Origin of the sequence: Chlorobium sp., from assembly GCF_049593655.1 — a bacterium.
GTDB lineage: Bacteria > Bacteroidota > Chlorobiia > Chlorobiales > Chlorobiaceae > Chlorobium.
The window spans coordinates 1-11560 of the sequence record NZ_JBAWHG010000026.1; the positions used below are offsets into that span (position 1 = coordinate 1).

The following is an 11560-nucleotide window of genomic DNA, read 5'->3' on the forward strand; positions in this document are numbered from 1 at the left end:
AGACCACTTGGTTGTGGAAATTTTGCTTAAAATCAACCAAGGAGGTTACACGCATGAAAACCAAGCGTTACAGCACAGAACAGATCATCAGCATCCTGAAAGAAGGCGAAGCCGGCATGCCGGTCAAGGACCTTTGCCGGAAGTATGGTATCAGCGATGCGACGATTTACAATTGGAAATCGAAGTACGGCAATCTGTCGGTCAGCGAGGCCCAACGCCTCAAGGATCTTGAAGACGAGAACCGTCGTCTGAAGAAGCTGGTGGCTGATTATGCCCTCGACATCCAGATGCTTAAGGATATCAACTCAAAAAAGTGGTAACGCCCGAAGCCAAGCGCAATGCCGTCAGGTATTTGCATGAAAGCTTCGGGCAAAGTCTGAGAAAGCTTTGTGTGCTTTTGGGTCTCAGCCGAGCCAGTTGGCATTACAAGCCGAAAGCGGATGTGAATGAGCCGATCCGGGAGCAACTGCGTGAGCTTGCTGATGAACGCAAGCGTTGGGGGTATCGCCGCTTGCATTACCTGTTGCGGCGAGAGGGCTTCCAGATCAATCACAAGCGAACTGAACGGCTGTATCGAGAAGAAAACCTGATGCTCCGGGTCAAACGGCGAAGGAAAACAGCTGCAGCGAGCCGTGTGGCTCCGCCAAAACCGGAACGAAGGAACCAATGCTGGGCAATGGACTTCATGAGCGACAATCTGTATAACGGCCGTCGGATTCGGGTGCTCAACGTACTGGACAGCTACAGCAGTGTGAGGAGGAGGGGACGCTCACAACTACGTAAACTAATTGCTTGGGAGACCCATTTAATTCCTATTCGTCATTGTGACTAATTGCTCTTGTATTCGGAACTGACCCGAGAGGATTCATCCGTTAAGAATTTGCGTATTGCTTATTTTGTACTGACATTCCTTGCTGATAAATAAATTTTCCGTTGCGGAGCACTCCCCGATCCGCAGTCATCTTATGTGCAATAGAGAGAGGTCATGATTAAAACAATTACCATTACAGGAGTTCTATTAGCAGCAGTCGTCTTCAATGCGAATGCGCAGGATACTGATCGAATTAACCGGCTTGAAAAAGAGGTACGGGAGATAAATCTTCGGTTATCGAAGTTGGAATCTTTGCTAAGTAAAACGAGCAAGGCCAATGAACACGTAACGCCGGGCGAGGGTTGGAAGTCAGTAATGAACTGGAGAAAGCTGACCACAGATATGGATTACAGCGACGTGCAAAAAACGCTTGGCGAACCGCACCGAGTAGATGGTGGCAGAAGTGCCTATTGGTATTATCAGAATGGTGGATATGTTACATTTATGGATGGAAAAGTCTATCAATGGAGGGAACCTCGACAGTAGCACATAACAGCCTCTTTACTCACTTAACTTTAAAACCATTTTGCTGTTTTCCGAACGGTTATGTGGTTATGGACAACCTACAAGGATCGCAATGGGACCAAGCTATTTCAACGGCTTAGATTGGGCGCAAATCACTCGAGAAGAGCGTGCGTTTTGTGCGGAGCTTGAAAGGCGTGTTCGTGATGACGTAGACGATTTTGTGGATCTTCTCAAGCACAAAGCTGGTTTGCCGGCGGACGTGATGGGCCCGTGGAATTGCGCCTTTGAGGCGTGTTTCTATCGCGATTATTTACATCGTTTTCGCCCCAAAGAGAAGCGCAAGTACTCACCAAAGCGCACTTTCGATCTGGCTTTGTTCGGCGAGAACGCAATCATCGTCATCGAGGCCAAGGCGGCCGAGCTATTCACTGCCGATCAAGCACGGGTGTTTGAACGCGACCGCGCAGACATTCAGAATATTCTCGGGCTCGATGTTGAGGTATACTTGGTTGCGCTGGCTTCGCAAGTTTACTTTGACAACTATGATGCCATTGGTCGCGGTGCCGCACTGGCACCTTTTGCTGGACGCCGCATATCTTGGCAGACGGTTGCCAAACACTATGAGAACTCGCCTTTGCTTCTTCGGGCGTGCGAGGTCTACGATCGTTCGCCGGTCGCAATTCCGTACAGGAAGCAAGAACGCGATGTTCCAGGTGAGATCGCGAGGCTGATGGCAGAAATTGAACTAAGGGAGCGTGCAATTGAAGTGCTCAAGAGCATAGAGCCACCGAAGCAGTGACCGTTATTTCTCGTCTCATAAAAATTTCGGCACGGTGTTTGCGCTGACTCGCTACGTGACCACGGCCACAATCGGCGAGAAATTTTACACTGTAGTCTGGACATGGCTGGCCAATGCCCGCCGGATTATTTCATTCAGGAGGGCACGAGATGTCGAGGAAAGAGCGTATCGTCAGATACACGGATAAAGAGTTGGAAAACATGCGGATGCATGGCCAGGACAAGAGCGATTGGAAAAGCGCCGCGGCCATGTCGGACAAGGAAATTGAGGCAGCAGTTGCCGAAGACGATGATGAGGCCGGAATGCACATTGACTGGTCAAACATTTCGGTAGAACCTCCTCGCCCCAAGGCAGTGCTGAACATGCGTATTGACTATGAGGTTCTGGAGTTTTTCCGAAGCCAGGGCAAAGGCTACCAGAAGAAAATCAACGCAGTCTTGCGCTCATACGTCGAACAGAAGCAACGTCATTGAGGTCCATGCGGCGAGGGCCCGGTCAGTCGGGTATTTTGTGGAGGATGGGACGTTCACAACTACGTAAACTAATCGCATGGTAGACTCGGTTAACCCGAGCAATGATGCATTCATCCTTGTAACTGATCACTGTTGTATTCAGAACTGATCCGAGAGGATTCCCCCGAAAAAAATTCGCGTATTGCTTATTTTTTCTATGTGGCTTAATTTATTGAGGATACGGATCAATGTTCCGGAGTCGTTTGTACGCCTCGCTGCAGGCGGCAGAACAAACAGATGGAGCAGATGGACCGCATAAGTCAAATACATTTTCCGCCGCGAAGCAGTGCTTACCTGCGGCTAGGTTATAAATAAAAAGGAGAGAGTAGTTAATGAGAATTATCACTCGAGCAGCAATTCTGTTGCTTATCGTAGGAATCCAAGGGTGTGCGACCTACGGAATAATTAGTGGCATACCTTCGGAAGGACAAAAATCAGTCTTCAAAGATGGTCGAAAGACGCTCATATCAATAAAACAAAATACCGTAGCCTTAGCGCCTAATACTGAAACCGTCACAAGTGGCCAAAGAGCTGACTTTGTCATAGCAGTACATAACGGGACTTCTCAAGATATCCTGTTTTCTACAGATGATGTAACCGCTACGGCAAATACAAATGGCCAGCTCACTACGCTTAAAGTTTTCAGTTACGATGAGTTGGTAGCTGAAGAAAAGAATCGCCGAGCATGGGCCGCAGTTGCTGTTGCGCTACAGGGTGCAGCTGAGTCTATGAATGCTGCAAATGCAGGTTACTCCAATACCTTCGGTACATATTCCGGTTCGACGTATTCTAACTATGGTACGAAAACGTATAGTTCCGGTAGTTACTCAGGTACAACCTACAACTACGCAGCTGCACAGACAGCCAGAAATGTTGCACAGGCAAACTCGGAAGCACGCTTTGCTCGATTGGAGGCTGAAGGGCGTGAAAATCTAAAGAACCTGTCTTCAACAATTCTAAAGAAGGAAACAATATTCCCTGCTGCATGGCACGGAGGATTAATAAAGGTGGCATTACCTGAAGTAGCCGAACAACCCCAGGATATTAAGTTTGTTGTAAAGGTAGTAGAGGAGCAGCATGAATTTAAATTCACGCAGGAAAAACTTGATGGCAAATAAATGTCGGCGCGAAGACTTCGGAATGCTGATACGTATCCATAAAAAGTGAAAAGAATAGGGAAGTGTGTTTTTAATACTAATTGGCTGTGAGGAGAAGTGAAATTCAGGTGTTTCGTGCCCGGTTTGTCGGGGATTTAGACGTCGGGAGTTGTTGAAAATCCGTGTCATGTCGGGATGATAAGCGACTGAAACTAATGTCCGCCCCTAATTCCGTATACCGTTAACTCTTTTATAAATAATTAATTGGTCGTTCTGTGGATATGATATTGAAGTTATCCTATACAGAAAGAAGCCTTCTGCTTTTCCTGAATTAGGCAGATCAATCTGAATTTTTAGGCTTCGAAAAGAACTCTCTCGTCACCCGTCGCAGTGTTAAAAACCATGCAAGCAGGTCTCGCCTACTTCGCCATTGTGCTCGGCACTGGGTTCCTGCTTGGCGTCGTCCGGGTGCCGTTCCTTGTTCCGCGCATCGGCGAGCGCTGGGCCGAGCTTGCAGAGATGCCGATTATGGCCGCCGTCATCTACTTTGCAGCAGGATTCATCCTCCGCCGCTTCCCCGAAGTCGGATCGCCGGGCAAGTCCCTGATCGCAGGATTTCTGGCATTGGCACTCTCGGTAGCTGCCGAAGTGGCACTTGCAACAGTGCTGCAAGACAGAACACTCGCCGAGTTCATCGCCAGCCGGGATAAGGTATCAGGCTCGGTCTACCTCGCACTGCTCATGATTTTCGCACTCATGCCAAGGCTTCTTCTTTCAGGGCGTGCGCGGAATGCAAGCCGGCACAGCGGGGCATAACCCCACACCCAGGGAATAATTATACGAGGAGGGGATGCTGTTCTACCGATAGGGCATCCCTACGGGATTTGAGGAAAGGTGAGATCATAGGCCGAAGCGCGTCCCGGTTTTTGTAAAATGTAAATATGGTGTTGCCTTATATCTGATTAAGGATATACCAATATTACAAATGCCGACACCTCATCTGCCAAATTCAGCAGTGCGCAAAGCGCTGCGCAAGCTTGGAGCCAATATTCATGAGGCGCGGATGCGCCGCAGGTTGCCTATGAGTGTTGTGAGAATTGTGGAGGACGGGACGCTCGCAACTACGTAAACTAATTTCTTGTAAGGGAACTCGGGGACGGTGTATGGCAGCGTGAATTGTTTGATTAAAAAACGGGAGAATCAGAAAGTGCAATAGCGGCAGGGGTGGTGGTGCAAGCTGTTGCTGATTGGTTGGTTATTGAGCAACAGCAAGAGGATTTGCGGGTGTGCCGTGTTGCGTCCGGCGTTACCGTTATGCCGCTCCTCCGGAGCTTTAAGGAGGAGGGAGTCTCCGGGACGTTGATCCGTTCCCCCAAATGCAGGATGAATGGCTGATGGAGTGATGGGGGAGATAGTTCGCAACGACGTAAACAAAACGGAAAAGAGATATCACGGTCGTTTCTTGACCGGTTTTTCAATTGAGATGGCAAAAACTGTCGGTGCACGACCGGTAGAAATCAAGCGGAAAGAGAGCGCTTTTGAGCATGACGACCTGTCCCGTGCGTTACCCTTGTGAGCCACGACGACGCTGTTCCCTCCTTATTCCTGAAATAGCCTGGGCTGAGCCGGCATTTTTTATGACCTGAAAATGTTGTGTACATTTCAAATACGAACTTGTGTTCGATGCAGATAGCTGAAGTGTTAAAAAGCTGAGAAGTGCTGTTGCCCTTCGTTTGGGATAGCAGCCAAACACTACAGAGGGAAGAGAGAATGCCTACGATTTCAATGTTCTATGGGATTCTAATACGGATGTTTTTTCGGGATACCGAGAAACATCATGTGCCACACATTCATGCAGATTATCAGGGAAAAGTAGCAGTGTACTCAATTCTTGACGGAACGCTTCTGGCAGGTGATCTGCCGCCGAACAAGCACAAGCTGGTTGTCGCATGGATCGAAATTCATCACGAAGATCTGCTTGCTGACTGGAATTTGGCCGTAAACGGCAAGAAACCATTTCCAATAAAAGGGCTTGACCAATGAGAATTGCGGAACTACACCCCCAATCAGATTGGGTACTGTCAATTATTGCTGAAGATGGTCGTATTGGCCGCTTTGATGTCACTCCCTATCTCGAATATGAAGCATTTGAAGAGCTTCGAGACCATAATGAATTTATGAAGGTGAGTAACGGGGGGTACTTCATAGAATGGGCGTGTGGTGCCGATTTGTCGGCTGACACCATTGAAGCGCGATGGGAGGTAATTGGTAAAGCCGCCTCGACGACAACGGCCTGAGACTCTGCAAGCTGGGATTGATCGAAGATGGTGAGATATGGATGCAGATGATCAACAGCCGGAATCTGACATCACATACCTATAATCAGGAAATTGCCGAAGAAATCGCAGAGGCAATCCGCAATCATTATCATGCCGCCTACCGCAAGCTTCTTGATACGCTTGAACCGCTTACAAGTGAGAGGCAGGAATGAAATATGGACTCAACGATACGACCATAGCGCGTATTCATGGTGTGATTGCGCGCTACGGGCAGGTAGATAAAGCCATACTTTACGGTTCAAGAGCCAAAGGGAATTACAGGGCTGGTTCGGATATCGATCTGACTCTCGCTGGTGGCCATGATCTGAACCTGACTGTTCTGTATCGGATAATGGATGATATTGACGATCTGCACCTGCCTTATACCTTCGATATTTCACTATTGCACTCCATTTCCGATCCGGATGTGCTCGATCACATAAAAAGGGTCGGCAAGGTGTTTTACGAGAAAACACAGACAAACCAGTTCGTCTGACTTCTCGTCAGACCGGGAGATGTTCTCCGGGTGCGGGGGGATGAGGGGAGGGCCAATACATTTTTCCCCAGCGGAGCACTGCCCGATCCGCGGCCACGTTACCTTCTATGATAGACCGGAGAAAACCATGCTGAAGTCTCTCATTATCCTGATTATCGGATCGTTCGTTTTTTCGACTGCGGCTGCATCCGAAAAATTCGCCTGCAGGACCTCGAAGCATACGGTCATCATCACGCTTCTTCCTTCAGGCAAATACCAGTACAGGGCCTGGAACAGGCCAAAAAGCATCACAGGGAAACCCGATGTACTCATTGTCGGAGGAGAGGAAATAACCGAGGGTACGGGCGTATGCCGCTACACCAGATGGGAGTTTACCAGCAACAACGTCCGGTATGTCGTAAGCACACCTGTGGCGTGCACAGAGGATATGCCTCCACCAAACGCGACCGGCCGGCTTTCCGTTTTCATAAATGGCGAGCACAGGAAATCGTGGTGGTGTTTCAGGTAGCTGCGAGTCAAGAAATAAGCGCACGGTGTTTGCTTTGAGTACTTATGGGGCTTGCGGAGTGGTGAAGCCCATGCGACGAGGGCTCAGTCAGTCGGGGATATTCTATTGCAGACCGGGCGGGTTCCGGAGGGCGACAACCTCTATGAGCGGATTGTTGGCCGCCCACTCCTCCTCGCACTGGCAGATACGGGAACAGAACGAGCGGAAGGTTTCGAGATGAAAATCGCTGCCTGGAGGGATTTCCGCCAGACGTTCATGCCAGACCCGCAGAGAGGGCATCGACTCTTCGCGGCGGTTGCGCCACGCGACGATATGCCAACCGGCCTTTTCGATCATCCCGCGAAGCTCTGTCGAACGTATCATATGCATGGTTCCCGCAAAATTAACGCTGTTTGGAGCGCCATCCTGGCAATGAACCCGCATTACCAGCTTATTGCCGAACAGCCGCAGTATGCCGAGCAGACGTGCCTTGTCCCGCACATGTTCCAGGCTCTCTATCAGCAGCATGCAGTCAAAAAAATCCGGAGGAAGCGTGGTTTCCGCATCTGCATATCGAACATGCAGCCCCGATGCAGAGAGGTACCGGTACTGCGTTTCGCTGATCGTACAACTCAGAACCCTGCATCCGTGGTCGTGAGTGAGCCGACGGGCGGGACCGCCCCAGCCGCAGCCAACATCATAGACGCTGCTTCCGTATGGAATACAGTCGAAAAGATCGGTGACGGCCCGCTCAAAGGGCTCATCGGAAAAAATGTTCAGTGAGCCCTCCCGCTCCTCTTTGCTGAACATCCCGAAATGGTAGTGCATATTCGCGCCGAGAACGCGCCTCCACGTTTCAACGGACCCGGTACTGTAAAAGGTGTCGAGAAAAGCATCGGGCCCGGAGGCGGAGCGTGGCGGAATATGGGCAAAAAACCGCTCTTCCAGCGCATCGTGCAGCGCGTTGCCGGAGATACGGATCGCTTCCCGAAGAGCGGGGATATCAAGCGGCCAGTCGCCGGAAAGCGGAGCCGAAAAATAGACCGTAATGGCCGGTTCGGAATCGTTTTCCGGACTGAATGCCACATGCCGCATCGGATGAGCCCGATACGCCATAAGCGCATCGAGGACAGAGGCCGACACGAAGTCCGTTCGTTTCAGCACATCCAAAAGGAGCTGAAGCGGCGGATGCCAGGGAAAGGCAATATCCGCCTGGTCTGTCTGCGAATGCCGATGACGCAGCCAGAAACCGGATATACTCTGCAGCCTCGTGTTGCCGACTAACCCGTCGAACGCTCCGGAAAGGCCTGGATGGACAAACTCGGACGGCCTCCTTCCGTCGGGAGCGCAGGGAAAAAAAAAGAACTCGTAGCGGCTCGATTCCACAACACCCTCCGCACCCCACTTGCAGGCATCGTAACGCGCCGGCCCTGTCTTCGTGTCGGAATGGTGCAGATACAGCGCATATTCCCTGTCAGGGGCGCCGAATGAGGCGCCGAATCCCTGGAACAGGCAATCCGGAGAGAGGATTTTCTGTCGTTCGCGAACGGCCTCAGGTGCTCCTGTTGCCTCGAGCAGCCGTTCGATAGACGGAAAACCGGGCTCCTCACCAGTCACAGAACCCGGAGCCATCCAGAATGTTATGCGGCTCCGTTCATCGATTTCGGTTTCGCTGATCCTCAATGACCATTCGGCGTGAAGCTGTGGCGCACCGTGAAGAAACGTACCAAGAAACCGAAGCGAAAGCCCTTCGCAGGCATGCATTTCTCTGCTTACTCTTCCGTCCGCTTTATATGGACGACAGCGCGGTTACATCCCAACCCAGAGAGGGGTTCTTGCCCGATCCTCTGAAAAAGCCGGGGTTCGCCTCGGCAATTTTTTTCAGCTCGGCCATCCCGAAGGTATAGCCGTAACGGGCGGCCAATTGTACAACCCCATTCCAGTCACCCTCTTCAAGCTGCGAAAACGGAACGGCAATCTCCGTGCGAAAAGCCGGATCGCTGAGCTGTTCGACAAATGCGTGTATATCTTTCATAAGTAAATAGTGTTTGACATGACAGCCATTAAGATTGTTTACCATCTTGACGGATTCAACGCATTCGCAGTCGCCCTTGCCGCGTCCTCGGCAAATCGTGCGGTTTCACGGGCTATCCGCTCAGCTTCCCTTGCGGTCGCTCTTGCCGCCTCCTCGGCGACTCGGGCAGTTTCGAGGGCTATCCTTTCTGTCTCCCTTGCAGCGATCCGTGCGGCTTCCTCGACTTGTCGGACCGCCTCTTCGGCAACTCTTGCGGTCTCCTCAGCAGCAATCCGGGCTGCCTCTTCCGCCATTGCGGCGGCCTCTTTCGCTATCCGTTCAGCTTCCTCTTCGGCATCTGAAAAGAAATCCACAAATCCCTCTCCCATGGTTACGAATGCCTGTTCGATTTCATCGGATGCATACCCGATCTGACGGAGCACCGTGTTCAGCTCGTCGGCAGTAAGCTTCAGAACGGTATGAATGGTTTGAGCAACTTCGCCACAGGCATACCCCGCCCCCTTAAGAGCTGCGCCGAGCACATCTCCGGTAATACCGGGAATGTTATCGTCCAGGTACCTTCCAAGATCGCAGCAGCCCACACCCGCCAGCATTGCGGCGAAAGCCACCAGATTGGGAACCCAGCCCACCGTCGCCGTGAACCAGTCCATCCTGAGTTCCGGAACCGGAATATCCTGAATCCCCGAAAGATCGGGAAGCTGCTGGCCGATACTGATCTGTATGGCGATATCGACAAGCGGAACCTCCTGAAAATAGTCGCAGTTGATAACCTGCGGACGGGCTATATGGGGATTGCCGGCAAGCCAGGTAAAGTACTCCCGAACGATACTTCTCGAGTTTTGAGCGTTTTCATGAAGGTTTGCCGGAACAGGAGCAAGCGACTCACCGGAAAACACCGCGTTCAGTAACGATGCGTAGTTATAACCCAGTCCCGCGAGACCGGCCAGCGCCCCGAGTGAAATGGCGCCTTCCGCCTGAATATATCCCGCCCCGTAATTGAACGGGCTCGTAGGCCGAAAACATTGCGCTTCGAAAAGCCTGTGATCTGCGGCAGTCGGTTCTCCGTTCTCTCTCTTCTCCTCGCGATTAGCCCGCTCTTCCCCGTCGATAGCCGTTGTCTTGCTTTCCAGCCGGGAGATAACCCCATCAGTGGTTGTCATTTCCTCAGAGTAATTGCTCGTAAAATAGTCATCCGATAAAAACAGACACCGACGATCTTTATTTGCCTTCAGCGAAGCAAGCGTCTCCATTGAAAAATCCGGATCGATCGGGCTTTTGTCGCCTTCAACCTTGTCCTTCGGGTATTTTATGCCATACGGCGCAGTGTTCTCCACCAGATGCGACCACGCCTCTGTTTCTTCCTCGTCGCTCATCTCCTTAAGGCCGACCTTCACCACAACAACCTCATAGGGATTTGCGGAGAGAAACCCGGCCATATCCTTCAGGAGCACGCGTATTTCGTCCCCAAGGAGGGCATGGCAGCAATAGTACACGCCGTCCACCTTGCAGACGCGCAGATCGATAACGCGAATACCGCTGTCGAGCTGTTCCCGGATCGTGAGGCTCTGGCAGACGGCCATTCCCCGGATGTACTTGCGGACGCCGGTCGCATTGTTTTCGGTATCGGCATAGTCATAGAGCGTCTTGATGAGATCCGCGGCATCCGGAGCGAGTTTCAGATCCAGCCGATAGGTTCCCGAGTCGTGCGTACTCGGCAGGCAAAGCTGCTTGAGCGGCTTGCGGCCGATCTGCTCCCAGTGCGCCTGCATCCATCTGTTCGTTCTCCGCGCCGAACCGGTAACTTCGGGGGGAGCCGGAACCTCTGCGGAAGGGGCCGTGTCATCCGGTTCACTTGCGACCGGTTCATTTGCGGGCTCAATAGACCGGGATAAAATTATTCGTTCGCTCTCCAGCCAGTCGATATCCTGAGTGTTATCGAATGGCGCGCCGCGATCGAGCCAGAGGAGATAGGCAAGGGTGCGAATGGGCTCTTCGTTACAGATTGGCATGGGGCATGCTCCTTTTTTGGTGATCTGTTATGAAAACGACTATGCAATGACAGACAAAGCTTACCGGCTCCCGTGCGACCCGTGTCGCGCAGCAACCGTGAGGGGTGTAGTAGCTCCGCATCCTTTTGCCATAGTATAACCCGATAAGGCACACCACAGGTAAAAGAGCGATAACCTCTTTTTTCGTCGGAAGATAAAAAAAACAAGGTGAATCATCGACCCAATTCTCGATAAAACATATCCGTGCTGGTACGGATATGTTTTCATTTCATGCCGATTCGTTCACGATGCGCAGCTTCGGAACATGTACGGAGTGAGGGGGCCGTTGGCAACGAAGCCGGGAAATCAGGGGCCGGTATTTATTTGAGCCCTTATGGCGTATGAACAGAAGTGAAGTCTATGCGACGATGATCCGGTCAGTCGGGGAGACCATCGAGGCGCGATGGGAAGTAATCGGGAAAGCCACCTCGC

General features: G+C 51.5%; 13 protein-coding genes and 1 pseudogene. 11 read left to right on the plus strand and 3 right to left on the minus strand.

Annotated elements, in window-relative coordinates:
* Positions 1–53: 53 nt before the first annotated feature.
* From WBP50_RS04125 to WBP50_RS04175, 11 genes and pseudogenes are all read left to right on the plus strand, one after another.
* Positions 54–748: pseudogene (locus tag WBP50_RS04125) on the plus strand (IS3 family transposase); the annotation flags it as partial.
* 237 nt (positions 749–985) lie between these two features.
* A complete protein-coding gene (locus tag WBP50_RS04130) occupies positions 986–1357 on the plus strand; it encodes a hypothetical protein (protein ID WP_423931876.1) in 372 nt (123 codons plus the stop codon).
* Between the two features lie 91 nt (positions 1358–1448).
* Complete coding sequence (locus WBP50_RS04135; protein WP_423931877.1) at positions 1449–2135, plus strand: hypothetical protein; 687 nt, start codon at positions 1449–1451, stop codon at positions 2133–2135.
* A gap of 149 nt (positions 2136–2284) precedes the next feature.
* On the plus strand, positions 2285–2608 hold the full coding sequence (locus WBP50_RS04140; protein WP_423931878.1) for a BrnA antitoxin family protein: 324 nt from the start codon (positions 2285–2287) through the stop codon (positions 2606–2608).
* A 371-nt stretch (positions 2609–2979) separates the two neighbouring features.
* Positions 2980–3765 (plus strand): hypothetical protein, encoded by a 786-nt coding sequence (locus tag WBP50_RS04145; RefSeq protein WP_423931880.1) that lies wholly within the window; start codon positions 2980–2982, stop codon positions 3763–3765.
* Between the two features lie 381 nt (positions 3766–4146).
* Complete coding sequence (locus tag WBP50_RS04150; RefSeq protein ID WP_423931881.1) at positions 4147–4560, plus strand: hypothetical protein; 414 nt, start codon at positions 4147–4149, stop codon at positions 4558–4560.
* 954 nt (positions 4561–5514) lie between these two features.
* Positions 5515–5787: a DUF4160 domain-containing protein gene (locus WBP50_RS04155; RefSeq protein WP_423931883.1), complete on the plus strand. Its 273-nt coding sequence runs from the start codon at positions 5515–5517 to the stop codon at positions 5785–5787.
* A complete protein-coding gene (locus WBP50_RS04160) occupies positions 5784–6041 on the plus strand; it encodes a DUF2442 domain-containing protein (protein ID WP_423931885.1) in 258 nt (85 codons plus the stop codon). Before WBP50_RS04155 ends, WBP50_RS04160 begins: the two co-directional genes overlap by 4 nt.
* 17 nt (positions 6042–6058) lie before the next feature.
* Positions 6059–6235, plus strand: a complete 177-nt coding sequence (locus WBP50_RS04165; RefSeq protein WP_423931887.1) for a nucleotidyltransferase substrate binding protein — start codon at positions 6059–6061, stop codon at positions 6233–6235.
* Positions 6232–6558 carry a nucleotidyltransferase domain-containing protein gene (locus WBP50_RS04170; RefSeq protein WP_423931889.1) on the plus strand — a complete coding sequence of 109 codons (327 nt, stop codon included), beginning with the start codon at positions 6232–6234 and terminating at the stop codon, positions 6556–6558. The genes WBP50_RS04165 and WBP50_RS04170 overlap by 4 nt, the downstream gene beginning before the upstream one ends.
* Before the next feature lie 127 nt (positions 6559–6685).
* Positions 6686–7066, plus strand: a complete 381-nt coding sequence (locus WBP50_RS04175) for a hypothetical protein (protein WP_423931891.1) — start codon at positions 6686–6688, stop codon at positions 7064–7066.
* 102 nt (positions 7067–7168) lie between these two features.
* On the opposite strand, the gene WBP50_RS04180 is transcribed toward WBP50_RS04175, so the two are convergent.
* The 3 genes from WBP50_RS04180 to WBP50_RS04190 are packed head-to-tail and all read right to left on the minus strand — an operon-like array spanning position 7169 to position 11089.
* Positions 7169–8809: an SAM-dependent methyltransferase gene (locus tag WBP50_RS04180; protein WP_423931892.1), complete on the minus strand. Its 1641-nt coding sequence runs from the start codon at positions 8807–8809 to the stop codon at positions 7169–7171.
* Positions 8810–8834: 25 nt separating this feature from the next.
* The gene (locus WBP50_RS04185) at positions 8835–9080 is read right to left on the minus strand and encodes a Nif11-like leader peptide family natural product precursor (protein WP_423931893.1); all 246 of its coding nucleotides are present in this window, start codon (positions 9078–9080) and stop codon (positions 8835–8837) included.
* Positions 9081–9118: 38 nt separating this feature from the next.
* Complete coding sequence (locus WBP50_RS04190) at positions 9119–11089, minus strand: hypothetical protein (protein WP_423931894.1); 1971 nt, start codon at positions 11087–11089, stop codon at positions 9119–9121.
* Positions 11090–11560 lie beyond the last annotated feature (471 nt).